Origin of the sequence: Ktedonospora formicarum (assembly GCF_016587355.1) — a bacterium.
In the GTDB taxonomy this organism is placed as follows: domain Bacteria; phylum Chloroflexota; class Ktedonobacteria; order Ktedonobacterales; family Ktedonobacteraceae; genus Ktedonobacter; species Ktedonobacter formicarum.
In genome coordinates this window covers 130320-148047 of record NZ_BNJF01000009.1, presented here as the reverse complement: position 1 = coordinate 148047, position 17728 = coordinate 130320, and the positions used below count along the sequence as shown (strand labels likewise).

Here is a 17728-nt window from a genome sequence, read left to right as displayed (position 1 = left end):
CTTCCATGTCCACAACGGATCTCCTCCCCAACTCCCCAACATGGGGGGAGTATAGCAGAAGCACGATGCGCCTGCAAGCCTGCGAGTGCTCTCCTTTTCGTATGCATGTATTCTTGCTAGAGTTGCATGCCAATATCTCCACTACAGCAGCAAACATGTCATAGAGGAAATTGCCCTAATCTTCTCTTCTATAACATCTCAGCTTCATTTAATGGAAAATACATAGTGAGGCCAAATCAAACGACAAACATAGCCCAAAAGCGCGAGCGGGCAGGAGAGCCACCTCATGAGAGATGGTCCCCTGCCCGTTCACTTCAGAGCGTTTAACTGGTTGAGTGCAGTGGCTCAGCGATCGAACGTTTCCAACACCCCGATCTGCGTATTGAAGGAGCAAGCGACCGTTATCCGAAACTGACCCAAATATGGACAAGCCATATCTCGCGTTCGGTTCCTGCTTCAACGAACAGCTTGCCTGGATAGACCAGGTCTTACAGGATCTCCACAGGCGTGAATTCCGGTGTAACTCACCGTACAAGAAGGAATTCTAGCAGAAACGAGGGACGAATGCAAGAGCAACATATGTCAATAGAAAGGAATATTTGTCTACTACTCAAGAAACTTGTTTTAACCCCCGGGTAAGCACTGACGAACTCCGTCTGAGCCTCACGAGCGAGGTCGTTACCTACCTGCCTCAGCACCCTCAAGACGTTTGGGCCAGCGAGGTCCCCGAAATCGTCAACCCTGATCGGGCTCGACATCTTCTCGGTTTCAAACGGGTGCTGCCTGCTCCGGCTTTCGACCTTAATGATGGCGATCGCGTGACCTGACTTTCCCTTGTTGTCTCGGGCGAACTGCTGCAGCTCCCGCAGCAATTGCCCTTCCACAGGGAAAGAGAGCATGACATGTCCTCCTGTCGGCGCTCCTATACGGACTAAGAACCTACGATGCGTGATGCACCCGGTTCCCAGAACACTCCCTCGTTGCTCAATATCAGCGACGACGAGTAATCAGGGAATCGGAATTATACGCGCTATAGGACTCATGCCACTTCTTGTATTGCAACTCCTTTCAGAAACACTCTGTTTGGGTGCTATTCTTTTCTTCCGACCCAGGAGCCCCACTGATGCTTGCAGATCGCCAAGATTGCGCTCCAACGGGTCTGACAACCAGGCGCGGCAAAGAAACGATGCACGAATTATTGTGTTGAGTATAGCAGGCAGCCACAGGTGAAGCAAGGGAAAATAGGGAATATACCTCAGATGGATCAATGTACTTCGAAGATCGGGATGAGAAGCGAGATGAACATCCATTTCCCTTGCCCTCTTTCCTCTTGAAAGTGTATAGAGAAAGGCATGGGGCACTTCGACTGAGACGAGCGATGAGCAGACGACGTGCGCCACTTAACCCGTTGCTCGATCCCTCTCAGAGAGAGGAGAAGCTCGGAGGAAATGACTTCTAGGTCACTCAGCCTACCTGGCGGCGAGAGCTAAAGGGGAATTTAGCATGCTGAGAAAGCGGAAAAGTGCGTGAAGACGCTGAAGCCTTGTTCCGCAAGACCCGCTTGATATGGTGAGGGCTGATTGCTCAAACCTTAGCTTCCAGCGATGAAAGCGTACATCTCCCGATGACAGCGTCTCTACTGCGGGACCACTTCCATAGGGTGTCAAAGTCGTCGGCACCTGAACCTTCCGGGGAGTGAGCGATGAGGAATGACTTCACTGAAGGGAGCGTAAGCAGAAAGGGAGGTATCCGAAATGGAGAGCGCCACAACTGGAAGCATACTCACCCTTAGGGGAATCAAGCACTGGAGAGCGAGGTGTTCGGAAACGGACACGCCTCGTTCGGAGGAGGGCCGCGGGAAAAGGGCTGCAACCGCAGTACCTCGCCTGCGGCTTATCCTACTTATTGCCACCTGCTGTGCTGCTGAAGGAGGTTCATCTGGAGAGACAAGCGGCCAACGCATCTCGCGGTTCCTCCTGTCTCCTCCGCGATGTCTCAACGCACTGACACACGAAAAAGAACTACTACGGGGACGAACCAGAACCCGGTCACCTGCCAACTCGCTTGCGAGTCAGCATTGTTTCTCGTTGATGACGACCGATAGACTCAGGCTCCCGGTATAGCACAAAGAGATGGCGCGTCTGCGCGCAAAAAAGCTTGCTGCACCCCAGGGCAATGGGTGCGCCACAACTTTTTGCGCCGAACTCATCAAGAGCAGACAATGGCTTTCAAAGAGATGAGCGATTGTTCGCCCTGTTCGGTGACGTACTCGGTACCCCAGACAGAAATATCTGGGCGCGTAGGAAGCCGTTCGGAGGCTACGACACTTCCGAATTTAGTACCGGACGAGGGTCGGGAGTACCAAGAGGTGTGATGCCAGGAAATGAATACCCAGATTGTGCTAGCAAGAGTCTATACTGCTTGGCAGCAAGAGAGGTCTCTTTCAGCAGCACGAGTTCGCGTCGCAGGACAGCAGAAGCGTGGCAGGTGAAGGAGGCCAGGGAGAGAGGATTGCAGACGTTTGCTCAGATCGCGTGCTGTATGCGGAGAGCGAACAGAGGAAGCAAGAATCCCTCCGAGTGGTCCCCTCGCAACCGCTAGAGGGACACCGACGATGATTCTGGGAGGAATCGTGACTGGAACCGGGAAGAGCGAACTGGACGACTATGCAGCCTGGAATTTCGCAGGAGATTGTTCGATGTTCCTCGACTCTTACGAGCGCGGGGAGTTGTCGGCAGCGGGTCTCAAAGCGATGCTCGAGGGCCGCTACGAGTTGATTTTCGGGAAGTCGGGATATGAGGCAGCCGTTCAGAGGACCGGCAATAAGGGCTTCGCGCCGATCCTCAAGGAAGTGCTCGAGGTGCCCCGCGTCCGCGCGACGACGCTCCTGAATAAGCTCCTGGAGCGGATCGGAGAGTAGTAACACCCAAGACGCACCGGAAGAGGCCGTGGTGGCCTCCTCCGGTGCGTCGCTCCCCTCTTTCTTCACCTCGCGTGTGTGAAGGCCCCTGTGGGTCGCCCGAGGGCTCTGTGTGCGATGGTGCAGCTCTTCTCGCTCTCGCCCTTGCCTTTCCTACGTTCCTGCTTCCTTCTCAACCCTCTTCGAACCCCTCCAATCCGGTGAGAAGTCTCTACCTCTTTCAGCTTCACTCTGCCTCACGCAAAAAAAGACTCTGTTGGCGAATAGCATTGGCGGAGAGAAAGAGAAAGATGGTAAAATCGCTGAAGAAAGGTGAAAAGCCAGCAAGATGGGCAAAATGTGAAGAAGAACGTTCATGTCCCTGCAACCTCAATCACTGCCAGCCATTCCCGAAGAAACCGCTCGCGTCGCCAGAAGCCTCTTTCCAAAGGGGAATCGGTACATGTGGTTACGTGACGAATTGGGTGCACTTTCTCATGACGAGCAGTTCACTTCACTCTCCCCCAATACTGGCCAATTCGCCGAGCAACCGTGGAGGCTAGCTCTGATAAGCATCATTCAATATATGGAGAATTATTCGGATCGTCAGGTAGCTGAGGCGGTGAAAACGCGTATTGATTTCAAATACCTCTTAAGTTTAGAATTGACTGATCCGGGATGTGATTATTCCGTGTTGAGTGAATTTCGTAGCCGTGTCCTCAAAGGTGGCTTAGAAGAGATCTTTCTCACCACTCTTCTCTCGATCTGCCGAGAGCGGGGCTGGTTGAAAGAAAGAGGAAAACAGCGCACGGATTCCACCCATATTGAAGCGGCCATTCGCACCATGAACCGGATCGAGTGTGCTGGAGAAACATTACGAGCCGCCCTCAATAGCCTTGCTGTCGTGGTGCCAGACTGGCTGCGTGCTCACGCTCCACAAGCCTGGTATGATCGCTATGGCCTGCGTATCCAGGATTTTCGCATGCCCAGAGAGACCACCAAACTGCAAGCGCTGGTGGAGCAAATTGGGCAAGATGGATGACAGATAGTGAGCTGGATACGAGAGGCGGATGCTCCCTCTTGGTTGCGAGATATTCCGGCGGTGGAAATTCTGCGGCGCGTCTGGCTCCAACAATTTTGGATTGAGGAGGGTAGGATACGATGGCGCTCAAATGACAACACGCCTCCTTCATCCCTTCTGATCGCTTCCCATATGACACCCAAGCACACCTCAACATCAAACGCTCGACCGTGTGGACTGGGTATAAAACTCATCTGACGGAAACCTATGATGATGTCTCTCCCCACCTGATTCTCCATGTGGAAACGACAGCGGCTACAACACAAGATATGGAAATGACAAGCGTCATTCATCAGAAATTGGAGCGCGCAACAGCTTCTTCCATCAGAACATCTGATGGACACAGGATATGTGGATGGAGAGCATCTCGTGACGTGCCAGAGAAGCTATGGAGTGGAGGTCATTGGACCAGTTGCTGTGAATGGGAGCTGGCAGTCAAAATCTCCAGAAGGATTGGAGAACACGCAATTTCTGATTGATTGGGAAAAGAAGATGGTGACCTGTCCGCAAGGGAAAACAAGCAAGAAATGGACTGTGAAACAAGACAAAACCGTCTCAGATGTCATTCGTGCCCAATGCGAACAAAAAAGATTGTCTGGCTTGTCCGGTTCGTTCACAGTGTACCCGCGCAGCAGTCAATCCACGGCAAATCGTCTTTCGCCAACAGGAACATCATGAAGCTATCCAAGCTGCTCGAAAGCGTCAAACAACGAGAGAATTCAAAGAGCGCTATGCCAAACGATCCGGGATCGAGGGCACCATTTCTCAAGGAGTACGCACTTTCGGTCTTCGGACTTCCCGTTATCTTGGCACAGAAAAAACGCATCTTCAACATGTTCTGATTGCCACGGCTATGAATGTGGCTCGCCTCTTTCAATGGCAAATGGGGCAGACGCCTTCTCAACATCCCATTTCTCGCTTTGCTGCCCTTGCTCTTTAAACCATTCGCCAACAGAGTCAAAAAATGTGTCGCACCCCAGGGCAATGGGTGCGCCACAACTTTTTGCAACCAGTGAGCACATCAGGATGGTTCGAGCTTGCTTTCGTCCAACAGTCCTTCTATACTAAGTGGACGAGTATTTCGGTTGTCACCATCGAAGGACGTGAGTTTGCGGCTTGCGCGCAGGCTTAAAGGTGACCGGGTTGGTTCATCCCCGCTGGTTTCCCGCGTGTGTCTTGATCGTTGAGACCTCGCGGAGGACACAGGCGCACCAGGAGAGGACAGTAGTCATACCTCTCACAAGATGAACCCCTTCAACATGCGCTCCCAGAGGCATGAAGAAAGAGAGACCACCGATTGCTCAGTGTCAGTACGTCCCAGTTCTGTCCGTCCAACTCAAAGGAGGAGATCGCGATGAGCGATCGCCAGGAAGTTGCACGATACGTCCGCGAACTTGCCGGGAGCCCCCTTGCCACGCAGGCTGCGACCCTGCTTCGGTTGGTGAGCATGCCGAACATCGCCGAAGAGGAAATCAAGCTCCTCGCCCAGTTGCTGGTCGAGTCCCTGACCGGCAACAATGCGATCGAGATGCTCATCAGCGCGTTGGCGCCCATGTGGGACAACCCGCAGGTCGAGGAACTCGTCAAGCAGATGATCGTGGCCATGCCCGAGGATCGAGCCGAGCGGCTCTTCCAGGCGATGGATGCGAGGATGCCCTTCGGCCTGCGAGTGCTGCGGGCGCGGAACCGGAGCTAGCGACCATGGGCGGAGCGGCTTCACGCCGACCATTTCCGCTCAGTCTTCGCTGAGTAAGACACTGTGCAAGAGGAGCGTGAGCGGACTCGCGACGTGCATACGCCAATCTGGCGCGTGCATGGCGCGGTCCGCTCGCGTTTTTTGATTCAGACGATTTGGGCTTGACGCTCACGATAGGTTCGTTGGCGTCATCAACCAGAACAGTACTCTCTGTTGTCCTCCGCGTCGATCTTTGTGTGACAGACTATCGTCGCATCTTTCCTATTGCCCGAACAAGCTCGACGCAAAAACGTGTGGCGCACCCCAGGGCAATCGTCACAGAATCACGAGCTGACCAAACCGTTGACATGCAGAAGATGGACGCACCTCTCTCATGTCTATGCTCGTCGAAGCAACAAGCTCCCTCATGCTACTTTTGCGATGCATGTTGCTGGAAGAATGTAGTCACAACCTGCTGGGTCTGCGCTGCATCAGGACTCAGCCAGAAACCAAGATGATCCTCATTGACCATCCAGTAGTGCTGCGCACCCGGAATGTGCGAAGCCGCGTAGACGCCGTCAGCAAAGGGCACATCGCCGTCCAGAGTGCCATGAACAATCAGGCTCGGTATTGTAATCTTCTCAAAAGGAAACGACTGCATCGCCAGCGATTGCGCTGCATCATTGTTGGTGCCCACCGTGCGTTGCTCATAGGGAAAAGTAGTATTGAAAAATGCCTCGAAGAGTTGCCGCATATGCGGCGTCTGCATGATGTAGGAGACACGCTGTGCTTTCTGCTCGCTGGAAAAGTGCGCAGTTTCGTCCAGAGTCCCAGCCACAACGGACTGCAGCGAGATCTGTGCTGTCAATTTTGCCAGTTTCTGTCCAATGGTATTGAGAAAAGCTGTCCGGAGTCCTGAGCCACCAAAGTTCCCCCGGGCTTGGGCCGGCTCACGTTGTCTATCGCTACTAGCCCCCAGACCCTCTGTGGGTAGCGCTCTGCGAACGCATAGGCCACAGGGCCAGCGGCTGAAGCTGATAGGATGCCTACCTTCTTGATCTTGAGTGTGTCGAGCAGGGCAGCGAACAGATCAGCCTGCTCCTCCAACGTTTTACCGCTTGAAAGCGGGGTACCCAGGTAGCCTGGTCGCGAAGGACTCAAGATTCTGAACTCCTTCTCTTGCAGAAAGCTGGCAAACAGTCGGCCCTGGTCAGCTCCTCCGAGTCCGGCATGCAGCGAGAGCACAACTGGTCCCTGTGTTCCATACAGGTCATATTGCACCGGGCCACGGACCGTGGTCACGGTTCGCAGATTGAGCTGGACGCCAGGCAAGAGGGCCTGGTGTGGACCGACTTCAAATCCTCCGTCCCATAGGAGCAGCCCAAGAAGAAAAAGCGTTGGAGCGCCTACCAGAATGCTTACCCCAACAAGAATGATCGTTTTCAAGGGCCGCCTTACCGCCCGCTGTGTGTCCTTCTTTTTTATGTCTCTCATGTTTCGGTTGTTCTGCTCCTCCTCATCATGTGACGAGGACGACCACGTTCACGCCGCCTCGTCAGAGAAGCATATCCTTTCTGTGTAAACTGGAGAAGCAGAAGGCCTTACCTGGCTCTCAGGTGTGGCCGTATTTTGTCTCCAGCTTGTTCTATTTGCTAGAATCACTGTACCTGGGTCCGACGGGACAGACAAGAACGCAATTTTATGTAACCGAGATTAACCCGCATCTCCTTGAGGAGGACGTCAAACAGATGCCAAGAGCGAAGAAGACCGCGATCTGCCCACTCGGAGGAGCAGGGGTTGGCGGCAAATGGATGTTCTGGATCATGTATCACTTACTCGCTACTCCCAGACGGTTTAGCGAATTGCAGCGGCTTCTCCCCAAAGCGAGTCGGCAGATGCTCACGCTGCAATTGCGACAGTTAGAGCGGATGGGGATGATTCATCGGCAGGTCTATGTCCAGATGCCCCCAAAGGTGGAATACTCGCTGACGATGATGGGACACAGTCAGGAACCGATCCTGAGGCACCTGGAGGCGTGGAATAAGTGGTATGGCGCGCAGATGGGCCAGGAGCAAGACTGGTTAACGAAGCTGGGAGGGCGATGGAAGGTCTGGATACTTCATCATTTATTTCGCGGAAACAAGAGCTTTGGCGAACTACAGCAGCTTCTTACACCGATCAGTAATCGGGTGTTAGCGCTGCAATTGCGGGAGCTGGAACAGATGGGGCTCCTGCATCGTCACGTCGCTGAACAAGGTTCTCCAAAGACACAATACATCTTAACCGAACTGGGACAACAGTCCCAGCCGCTCTGTCGCCAGCTCTATGCCTGGGGGAAATGGACCAGCGAGCAGATTGGCGTGGAGTTTGATTGGCCGGTGAGTCACCAGACCCCGTAGCGAAAGCGAGGGGCTTGCACCTCACCTCCCTCACCCCCAAGGGATCAGAGGTGGACGCAAGAGGACGGGTGACAGGTCGCTTCACCCAAGCGATACTCCCTTTGGGGGAGTCGCCCCACACGGAAGAGGAAACACAGGTTGAGCGAGCGTACAGGGCGTTGGCCCTCATGCCAGTCCGTGCATGATATGCATCGTGCGAGCAGGGAAGCCTCTTTTACCACAATCAGTTTCTCATACACTTCGCTCCATACTCATGTATAGATGTATGCTCTCACAAAGCGGACACCACCGAAAGCGGGAAGTTCCCCACTCTCTCCACCCAAAGAGAGGAGCACCTTCGCAGACCAATGGCTCTCCACTGCAGGCGAAATGTCTCACGAATGTCACTCAATGACCTGGGCAAACCAGTCTTCTTCTTGTATCCTTTTAGGAGGGGCTATGCTTTTATGCATAATGTAGTGCTATTTACATGTTTTTCTGTTTGTACACCAATGAAAGGAAGCCGCCTGAATGACCAAGCACCAGCAACCCCAGCACCTCCCCTCCTCCCCGCCTCTGGGCCTGCAGAAAGGGTGGGGATCCTCTCGGCTGGCCCTGCTCTCTCAGACTTCCATCATCACAGCCTCTCGTGGCCAGCCGAGCGCTGACGCGCTGTTGCGCTGTTGCGGACAGACTCCTGCCGACACGAACCTGCTGCTCTCGTCGCCTCCTATACCTGGGGCTGTCCCCATAAGGGAGACTCTACCGGCAGCAGAGGCGGCATCTGACTCTTCCTCCCTCTCTCAAGCCCTGCTTCCCATGCTGGCACCCAAGCTTCAGGTTCCTCGGCTCCCTCCCTCTCTCCTGCCACGTCCACGCCTGTTCAAACGGCTGGAGAGCGGACTCTCTGGCAAACTCACTCTCATCTCGGCCCCAGCTGGCTACGGCAAGACCACCTTGGTAAGCCACTGGATCGCCCAGCGGCAGCAGCTCCAGGAGCCGTTGCCTTTTGCCTGGCTCTCCCTGGACCCAGACGACAATGATCCGATCCGTTTCTGGCACTACGTCACCATAGCCTGCCAGCCCTTGTTGGCCGAGCGTGGTCACGCTGCCCTGACAAGACTCTGCCCACAAGCTTCCTTTGCCTCCTCTTCCCTGGAATTAGCGCTCAGGACGCTGCTCAATGACCTGGCGACGCTGCCGCACCAGAGCACACTGATCCTGAATGATTATCAGGTGATCAGTCATCTGCAGATCCACTCGACCTTGACCTTTGTCCTGGATCACCTGCCAAGGACGATCCACCTGATCCTCCTCACCCACGGAGATCCTCCGCTTCCTCTCGCGCGGTGGCGGGCGCACGGTGAGCTTAGTGAGTTGCGTGCTGACGACTTGCGTTTCACGGCGGAAGAGACGACCACCACACTCTCGCAAGCGCTGTCCTATGAGCCATCACCGCAGAGTATCAGCAGCCTTGATAGCCACCTGCAAGGTTGGGTGGCCGGGCTCCACTTCCTCACGCTCGTACTCCAGAGATGCCGGAGCAGGGAGCAGGTCGAGTATATCCTCTCCACCTGCTCCGGTCGCCACCGCCCCCTGCTGGAATTCTTCGTGACCGAGGTGCTCTGCAGGCAGCCGGAAGAAGTACAGCGCTTTGTGCTGCAGACGAGTATCCTCAATCGTTTCTCCAGCTCTCTGTACAATGCCGTCACTGAGCGCCAGGATGGCAAGTACCTGCTGACTACCGTGGAGCAGGCCGGGCTGTTCCTGCAAGCGCTCGATGACTCACAGCAGTGGTATCGCTATCATCCACTCTTCGCGCAGGCCATGCGCACCGAGGCGCACCACCGCTTCGGGGAAGCCGCTCTGCATGCGTGGTCTGCAAGAGCCAGCCGCTGGTATGAGCGGCAGCGCATGCTCGCCGATGCAGTAGAAATGGCCTTACAGGCCCAGGAGTTTGAACGGGTCGCGACCCTCATTGAACAGCAGCTCACCCCGCATTACGAGGATCAAGAGAACAACGAGTCACCTCTCCTGGGGAACTTGATCAGTGCTTTACCCGAGCAGGTAGTTAGGCAACATCCTCGCCTGTGTGTGCACATAGCCTGGCGCTTGTTGTTCTCCAGGGTAGAACATCCCGCGAGCCGTCCTACGACCCTGGACCAGATCGAGCGCCTACTCACGTGGGCACAAGAGGGCTGGCAGACGCTGGACGAGCCCTGTGGACGTGGGGTGATTCTGGTGGTCCGAGCGCTGGTCGCCGAGGAACAAGGAGCGCTGGAGAGCGCAGAACAATTCGCTAGAGCAGCGCTGGACTGCTACTCAGAGCTGGAGGAGTCCTGGCGTGGCTTGTGTTGGCTCATCCTGGGAAGGCAGGCGCTACTCTGCGGGCGGGTGCTAGTGGCCAACGAGCACTTGCAGCAAGCGTGGACTTGCTTTCAGAGGGCAGAGCACCAACAAGGGAGGCATGCAACGCAGCTCGCCCTGGCAGAGGTCTGCCTGCAGCAAGGGAATTTACGGCAGGCTGCCGAGCACTACCGAGTGGTCCTTGCCACTGCTGGAGAGGAGCCCTTGACGGCTGGAAAGGCGCATCTTGGCCTGGCACGACTCTCCTATGCGTGGAATGCTTTGAAGCAGGCAGAGCAAGAGGTAGAGGTGGCGCTCGCCGTGGGCCTGCAACAGGCTGACGAGCACCTCGAGGGCCAGGCAAGCCTGCTGCTGACTCAGATCCAACAAGCACAGGGACAGATGGCTGCCGCTCAGCAACGGCTTCATGCCTTGATAGCTCGCTTGCCCAAATCAGGCTTGCCTGCTCGTCTCCTGCATCGGCAGATGCAGGCCCAACAGGCCCAGTTCAGCCTGGCAGTTGGAGACCTACTCACCGCCGAGCGCTGGCGGCTTTGGCACAGCAGGCAGCAGGAGCCCCTGCCCCGCTTGCAGCAGGAACAAGAAGAGCTCATCGCTGCCCACCTCCTGCTCGCACAAGGGAAGCCGGAAGAGGCTCTTGGCTTGCTGCAAGCCAGCCAGAAGGAGGCGCAGCAGATGGGACGAACGCGCAGCCACCTACAAATCCTGCTGCTGCAGGCGCTGGCGTACTTTGTCCTCCAGCGTCGTCCCCGCGCTATTTCCCTGCTACGCCAGGCCCTCTGCCTGGCACAGCGCGAAGGCGAACGGCGCCTCTTTTTGGATGAAGGGGAGCCGATGCAGATCCTGCTGCGCACAGGTCTGACGGCGCTCGACGGGAGCCTTACCCAACCCGGTGTGTACACGCAGCCACCTGCTGAGCAGCAGGCGGCAGGCACCAACTGGTGGTCAGTGGCCACGCTCCACAGTAACCTGCTCAGCCCGCAAGAACAGCGGGTGCTGGCTCTGCTGCTAACAGGGTGTTCCAACCCCGAGATTGCCCAGATGCTGGTGGTCTCTATCAACACGGTCAAAACCCAGGTTCGTAGCATCTACCAGAAGCTGAACGTGAACAGCCGACAGCAGGTGCGTCAGCTCCTGGGCCGATGGAACCTAGTTGCAAGGGAAGACCTCTGGCAAACTTCCCCATTCATTGACGAGAACAATGGACCCTTTGGTAGTCAGCAGTTGTTTGTAGCAGAGATATTGACAAACACCAGGGCGTCGGTCAAGTAATTAAGCCTGTCAGTATGTAATGCTGATGTATGGAGTCCAGGACAGGCTGATAAGAGTTGTTCACATAGCGCTCTCAGACGCTCAAAGGGGGCGATGAGGAACGAAAGAGGAGCAATCTTTGTGTATACCGCTATTGCAGGGCTCACGTGGAAATGCAAACAAAGCTCCTCTCAGAGAAGAGAGCCACATGACAAGAGGCTAGCCAGACGCTGCTGTGATGGAGCTCACAGCTTTATTGTCGCGCATGGTGTGTATGTTTACCTCGAGTACGCTGTGGAGAAAACGCGTGCGGGAGCCCCAGACGAGATGGGAAGACTCTTTTGTCCTTCCGAAATACACACCATGGGCGGTTTGCCGTAGGTGACGCGCCTTCTAAAGGCGGAAAGCATCTGCACGAGAGGAGCTCGGAGGAACATACCATGAGAGAACCGATGGATCGAAACAGCCACAACCCGGCGATGTCAGCGGGACCGGTCAAGGAAGGCAAGCTCCCACGACGACGGGTGCTGCTGGGCCTGGCGGGTCTCACGATAGCAGGCATGGGAGGAGCCTGGTGGTTCAGCACTCGCTCTGCCTCCCCCCCGCCTCGGCCGACCCTCTTGCACACGTACCAGTGGCAGACTGAGGCTCACGATGTGCTTGGGATTGCCTGGTCCCCTGATGGGACGCGCCTGACGGCAGCAAAAATGCCCTCAACGGCTGGAGATGTGGCCACACAGACGTGGAATGTCGCTGATGGCCATCTGATCTTCACCTTGAAAGAGCCGATTATGATCTACTCACTCTCCTGGTCCCCTGATGGTACACGTCTGGCGGTAGCGTGTAGCGATGATGAGGTAAAGGTGTGCAATGGCGCTGATGGCCGTCTGATCTCTACCTTGAGAACCAGTGCCAGACAAGACTCGTATCATGAGGTCATCTGGCTTGCTGATGGCAAGCGTCTGGCTTCGGTGGGCCGTGATCAGTACGACAACATGGATCGGGGGCCCGCCGTACGAGTGTGGGATACAGCTACCGGCCGCCTGCTCTCCACTGTCGTTTTCGGCACCACCACCTGGAGTCCACTTGTCTTGTCTCCTGATGGCAAGTATCTTGCTTCCTTCGATGAGACGAGCTCTTCCCGAATGTTCAGGTATGGGATACCTCCAATGGTCACTTAATCTCTGCCTTCAATGGTCACTTAGTCTCTCCCTTGCAAGGGCAGACGAACACCAGAGAGGCAAGCATTGCCTGGTCTGCTGACGGGAAGCGTCTGGCCACAGCCTGCCCGGACGGAACTGTACGGGTGTGGAATCCCATCGATGGACGCTTGCTCTCCACCTATAGGGGATATCCTGAGGAGTCGTCTTACTATGCGTATACGGTCGCCTGGTCGCCTTCTGGCGAGCAGCTTGCCTCCTTTCATGCGACTCATCATGAGAACCAGATTGAGCTCCTTTCCAATGTCCAGGTGTGGGATGCTCGTACTGGACACCATATCTGCTCCACTCCCCTGGATGCGAAAAGCCATAGTGTACCAGCGATGGCCTGGTCTGCTGATGGCAAGCGCCTGGCTGTGAACAACGATCAAGGGGAGATAGTAGTGTGGGGCATCCGTTCTCCGAAACTTACCCATATATAGACAAGCTATACACAATGTTCGGTTCCTGCTTCAGCGCAGAGAGCAAGCCTTTCGCTCGTCTTCCACCTGCTCCAGAGGCGTCACTTCCCGCAGAATGTGCGGTACTCCATTCCTCGAGATGCCAACGCTGCTAAGTTTCTAGCAGCGTTGGCATCTCGATCCTGCACGTTTCCACACTCCAGGCAGACAAAGACCCGATCCGACAGGGTGAGCGCCTCATTGACCCAACCACAACACGAACAGGTTTTTGAGGAGGGTTCCCAGCGCGATGCCAGCACCACCTGCACCCCTGCCTGTTCGGCTTTGTAGAGGATCTGCCGCTTGAACTCGTACATGCCCACATCCGCAATCGCTCGAGCCAACCTGCGATTCTTGAGCATGCCTGCAATATGCAAATCCTCGAGCACGATCACACACGGCCGCTCTTGATCAGGCGCGGGTTCTCGCCACGATCTGAGCGGTCGCCTGGTGCAAGGCATCTTTGCGCACATTGGCGATCCGGGCATGCATCCCTGCCATCCATGAGCAGGGCTTTCTCGCTCGGATTCTTGTAAGCAATCAGCACGAAGCATGAGCACTGATACAGATGTACCTGGGCAAACCTCTCACCATCAAGATTCTTTCATCGATGTCTTGTAAACTGGAGAGAGCAAAAGAGAGGCTCGGCCTGAATTGTCATCAAAACCTCCGCCTCTGGATACCTCTACCCTTCAAGGCTGACACTTACACACAAATATGTGATCTTGAGAAAGAACAGGGAAACAATGCGCCACAGGTGCCTCATTTTTTCCCACGCGAAGGGTGACACTCCTTGGGTGAAAACATCGCTTATCTCGCCAAGCCGAAAGCACATCAGTATGCATCGAGGGCGTTTTTTTTCTTGATGAGTTTTTCTTCAAGAGTCACAAGGTACTTTTCGGGCGATTGACGGAAGCGGTATTGCATGCGCCGTGCTTCGTGACCATAGTTTAATTCGCTGCGCAAGGTACGCCATTGGGTGAAATCGGTCGGACAAAGCTCTGGTCCAGAAAAAGCACGCAGACGGGAAGCGACAGAGGCTACTATGCGAACAGCACCACGTACGACCAAGCCTGGTGACGCCTGCTTTCGCCCAGTCGCTCGCCGCTCGTGATAGCGTGCTGAGCCAAGATACTGCTCCAACTCATTGTTGGTACATGGGAGATCGGGAATATCATAGCAGTGAAAGAGGCCGGGCCAATAGCTGGCGGTAACTTTGCGAAATGTCGAGAGCATTGTAGCAAGGGCTTCAGATGAGGTGGGAACTTGCTTCATCTCGGCCAAGAGGTCTTCATAGGTCTGACACACCTCAGTTGCCGCCTGTTTGTCATCATTTGTGAGGATATGAGCAGCGCGGTGGATCCATGCATATCCCAGTTTGACATCTAACCAGAGTGCGGCTGTCTGGGTGAGTCCTTTCGTTAAAAAACACTGCATGCGTTCTAACTCACACAGCAAGCCCCTTTTTCAGAGACCCGTGTGAGTGAAGCAACAATGGCAGACAGACGTTCATGAAGCTTGAGACCAGGAGCTGCTAATGGAGGTCTCCCATCATCGGTAAGGGCACTTCGGACTGCCTGACAATAGCCACGGATCGCTTGAGCCTCCTCATCTGTTCGTTTTTCGATGGCCCGCTCAATGGGACGAACTCCACGCAGATGCTTTTTCAACTCTTTCTTGACGTTCCGATCTGCCTCATACACAGGTTTTGCGGCTTCGCGCAGGTAATGGAAGTGGCATAACTGATGGGGCACTCCATTCGCAAGGCGGCTCGCACTGCCTTGCGAATGGAGTACTGACCATCTGAGATCACCCCACGGATGGAAACGTCAAGCGTCTGTTGCACCTCTTGTAAGAGCTTCGCAAGATCGGCTTCACATGCACTTAACAAGCTTCGAGCCAGGAGCACTTCCTCAGGGAGGTAGTCACGCAACACCCAGAGGACTTCATGACCCACATCTGGTTGTAATCCGTCGATGGCAAGAATCACCTGTCCTTGCTCTTTCAAGCGTTTGCGTAACCGTTGATGGTCAGCCAGATGCAGCGTCACTAATTCTTCATAGCGCTGGAGCAAATGCGTGACCGTCCGTTCGGCGATACAGACGCCCCGATCACAGAGGGCCTGGTGGATTTCAGGAATGCTTCTGTGAGAAGCATATCGCAAGGTGCCAATGAGCGCAATCACATCGAGACCGAACTCCCCATGAGGCAACGCCCAACGGCCTTCCTCTTCTGGTCGATGCGGCCGATGATACCAGGAACACTCTTGGTTGTGACACCGACGAACATGCAGCGTGAGACGGTAGATCCCGTTCAAGGTGGTAATGGTGCGGTGGGTGTGGTAAACGACCCACATGGTTTGGCCGCACCCACTGCATTGCACACGGTATGGCATGAGTGTCTGTTCCGCTGTCGCAGCAGCGCGACATGTTCTCCTTGGCATACGATCCTCCCTTTTGCCTCCTCTCATTTCTCCGATATCTGCGAGGAGGCAAAGGCTGGCAGCGAACCGGCCTCACCCGTTCCTGCTCAGGCGGGCATCGGAGAAACATTCGTAGGTGGGTCTCTCCGTGTTTTTGTGAGTGATCAAATGCCCATCGCAAGAGCAGTTGCAAAGAACGCTTGATATCCTTTATGGCTCCTGCTGCTCCAAGTAGGCAGGTAAACGGACCTCGAACAGATTTTTCCATCCTTGAGCAAAGACGTGGATCGCATAGGGTCTGATGATCCCTGTTGCTCGATGGGTGACCTTGAGCAAGGTGGCTGTCCCTTGAGCAACGAGTTCAAACCGCAGCAGCCCTTGAGCCGGTTTATCCATCCCAAGATGCCCTTCGATTTCTAGTACCTTGTCCTTTTCGACAGTGGTGACCATCCCAAAGACGGTGCCATTTCCATGGCCCCAATCTTCGTACAAACGCTTTCCAAGTTCTACTTCTAATATGACTTTTCCTCGTTTGACTGTAGAGTACTCTTTATCCCACCAGGCGTCGATCTCCTGGGTGAGTGCTTTGAAAACGCGTGCGGGGGTGAAGTTGAGTGGAACTTCCAGTTCAATATGCATCAACTCAATCTTCGGGGTGGTCACGCTTTCTTCTGGCATGCTGATGCTCCTTCTTTTCACGGTCGCGATGACGGTTTCTTTTCTCTGTGGGTGAACAGGTTCGTTTTCCCTCCCACCACACAGAACTCTAGCAGAGAAACGGCGAGGCGTCTTGAAAAAACGCGACAAGGAAAGCTTGCTGTGGTATGATGGATCTTGTTCTTGAGCGTGATCATCTTTCGTATCACAGATGGCACAGCGAAAGATGGGCGAAGGATCGATATTTTGAGGTGAACGACGAGACCATCTGACGGAAGTTTATCTAGATGCAGAGAACCACTCAACATGGAAGAGCGACAATTTCAACTGACATGTTATCAATCAGCAAGGGATCTTGCTCACTTTGTGGAGCATTATTGGATCGTCACCTGGGATTTTCGGGGGCAAGGAGCCTACCTCGCCGAGATCTTGCCTCATCCACGTGTCCACCTGGTCATCGCGAAAGATCAATCACGCGTCTTCGGGGTGGTGAAAGGGGCGTTCTCGTATCGCTATGAAGAGAGCAGTTGCGTCTTTGGGGTCAGATTCAAACCTGGAGCCGTGTATCCCCTGCTGCATATGCCCCTTGCTCAGTTCACCAATACTTCTCTCAGCATCAAAGAAACCCTTGGCATTGAGGATGCCGTGCTGGAAAAGGCTTTGCTCTTGCAGGAAGACAAAGCGGCAATGATCGAGTATATAGAACACTTTCTGCGGAAAGGGCTTCCAGAGCGAGATGAGCACGAAAAGGTGATTCAGCAGATTCTTGATCATATCGTGACCAATCGTGAGATTAGCCGGGTAGAAGACCTCGTCAGTCGGTTCAACCTCAGCAAAAGAACGTTGCAGCGACTCTTCCATCAATATGTCGGCGTGAGTCCAAAGTGGGTCATCCAACACTATCGACTCCACGAAGTCGCAAGACGCCTGACCGAGGGCGATGGTGTGGAGTGGTCACAACTAGCATTAGATTTGGGCTATTGTGACCAGGCTCATTTCAGCAGGGCATTCAAAGCCACAGTGGGAAAAGCTCCAGCGGCATACGCAAAAACGGTAGGAGCAGATTCCTCTGCCTCTTCCACCTGCGTCATCCTTCACAAAGTGGATGAGGTGTGACTGGGAAGCAGCAGAACCTCACCCATCCATTGCCCGATGCTATGGGTACAGAAAAGGCTTTATTTGAGCTTTGGCATGGTGCCTGTTTTCCTCTTCTTTATTTTCTTTCCCCAAATTGTTCCAGCAAAGTTTGCCACCATTGTTTTTTGACACCTTTCCCTTGCATGATGTTGAGGATCTTTTGCAAACATGCATAGTTGTGTGTAAGTGACAGCCTTCAAA

Annotated in this window: 12 protein-coding genes and 2 pseudogenes; 9 read left to right on the top strand and 5 right to left on the bottom strand. The window is 54.6% G+C overall.

What is annotated here, in order from left to right:
• Positions 1–599: 599 nt before the first annotated feature.
• The 4 genes and pseudogenes from K3T82_RS43650 (at position 600) to K3T82_RS43630 (ending at position 5676) form a co-directional block, all read left to right on the top strand.
• The gene (locus K3T82_RS43650; protein ID WP_220199728.1) at positions 600–827 is read left to right on the top strand and encodes a hypothetical protein; all 228 of its coding nucleotides are present in this window, start codon (positions 600–602) and stop codon (positions 825–827) included.
• A 1787-nt stretch (positions 828–2614) separates the two neighbouring features.
• On the top strand, positions 2615–2920 hold the full coding sequence (locus K3T82_RS43645; RefSeq protein ID WP_220199727.1) for a hypothetical protein: 306 nt from the start codon (positions 2615–2617) through the stop codon (positions 2918–2920).
• A gap of 355 nt (positions 2921–3275) precedes the next feature.
• Positions 3276–4920 (top strand): annotated as a pseudogene (locus K3T82_RS50710) (IS1182 family transposase).
• Positions 4921–5334: 414 nt separating this feature from the next.
• Positions 5335–5676, top strand: coding sequence for a hypothetical protein (locus K3T82_RS43630; RefSeq protein WP_220199724.1), 342 nt, complete (start codon positions 5335–5337; stop codon positions 5674–5676).
• A 409-nt stretch (positions 5677–6085) separates the two neighbouring features.
• Here the strand turns inward: K3T82_RS43630 and K3T82_RS43625 are convergent, their stop codons facing one another.
• Positions 6086–6523, bottom strand: a complete 438-nt coding sequence (locus tag K3T82_RS43625; RefSeq protein WP_220199723.1) for an alpha/beta fold hydrolase — start codon at positions 6521–6523, stop codon at positions 6086–6088.
• Positions 6520–7149, bottom strand: a complete 630-nt coding sequence (locus tag K3T82_RS43620; protein ID WP_220199722.1) for an alpha/beta fold hydrolase — start codon at positions 7147–7149, stop codon at positions 6520–6522. The genes K3T82_RS43625 and K3T82_RS43620 overlap by 4 nt, the downstream gene beginning before the upstream one ends.
• A 254-nt stretch (positions 7150–7403) precedes the next feature.
• Between K3T82_RS43620 and K3T82_RS43615 the strand changes: the two genes are divergently transcribed.
• The 4 genes from K3T82_RS43615 to K3T82_RS43600 all read left to right on the top strand — a co-directional run bounded on the left by K3T82_RS43615 (position 7404) and on the right by K3T82_RS43600 (position 13293).
• The gene (locus tag K3T82_RS43615) at positions 7404–8054 is read left to right on the top strand and encodes a winged helix-turn-helix transcriptional regulator (RefSeq protein WP_220199721.1); all 651 of its coding nucleotides are present in this window, start codon (positions 7404–7406) and stop codon (positions 8052–8054) included.
• A gap of 510 nt (positions 8055–8564) precedes the next feature.
• Entirely contained in the window at positions 8565–11672 is a 3108-nt protein-coding gene (locus K3T82_RS43610; protein WP_220199720.1) for a winged helix-turn-helix domain-containing protein, read from the top strand.
• A 419-nt stretch (positions 11673–12091) separates the two neighbouring features.
• The gene (locus K3T82_RS43605) at positions 12092–12832 is read left to right on the top strand and encodes a WD40 repeat domain-containing protein (protein WP_220199719.1); all 741 of its coding nucleotides are present in this window, start codon (positions 12092–12094) and stop codon (positions 12830–12832) included.
• Positions 12832–13293, top strand: coding sequence for a WD40 repeat domain-containing protein (locus K3T82_RS43600; RefSeq protein ID WP_268886743.1), 462 nt, complete (start codon positions 12832–12834; stop codon positions 13291–13293). Before K3T82_RS43605 ends, K3T82_RS43600 begins: the two co-directional genes overlap by 1 nt.
• Positions 13294–13373: 80 nt before the next feature.
• Here the strand turns inward: K3T82_RS43600 and K3T82_RS43595 are convergent, their stop codons facing one another.
• From K3T82_RS43595 to K3T82_RS43585, 3 genes and pseudogenes are all read right to left on the bottom strand, one after another.
• Positions 13374–13706 carry an RNA-guided endonuclease InsQ/TnpB family protein gene (locus K3T82_RS43595; RefSeq protein ID WP_220199717.1) on the bottom strand — a complete coding sequence of 111 codons (333 nt, stop codon included), beginning with the start codon at positions 13704–13706 and terminating at the stop codon, positions 13374–13376.
• Positions 13707–14145: 439 nt separating this feature from the next.
• Positions 14146–15667 (bottom strand): annotated as a pseudogene (locus K3T82_RS43590) (ISNCY family transposase).
• Between the two features lie 276 nt (positions 15668–15943).
• Positions 15944–16411 (bottom strand): SRPBCC family protein, encoded by a 468-nt coding sequence (locus tag K3T82_RS43585; protein WP_220199716.1) that lies wholly within the window; start codon positions 16409–16411, stop codon positions 15944–15946.
• Positions 16412–16696: 285 nt separating this feature from the next.
• Between K3T82_RS43585 and K3T82_RS43580 the strand changes: the two genes are divergently transcribed.
• A complete protein-coding gene (locus K3T82_RS43580; protein ID WP_220199715.1) occupies positions 16697–17506 on the top strand; it encodes a helix-turn-helix domain-containing protein in 810 nt (269 codons plus the stop codon).
• Positions 17507–17728: the final 222 nt, after the last annotated feature.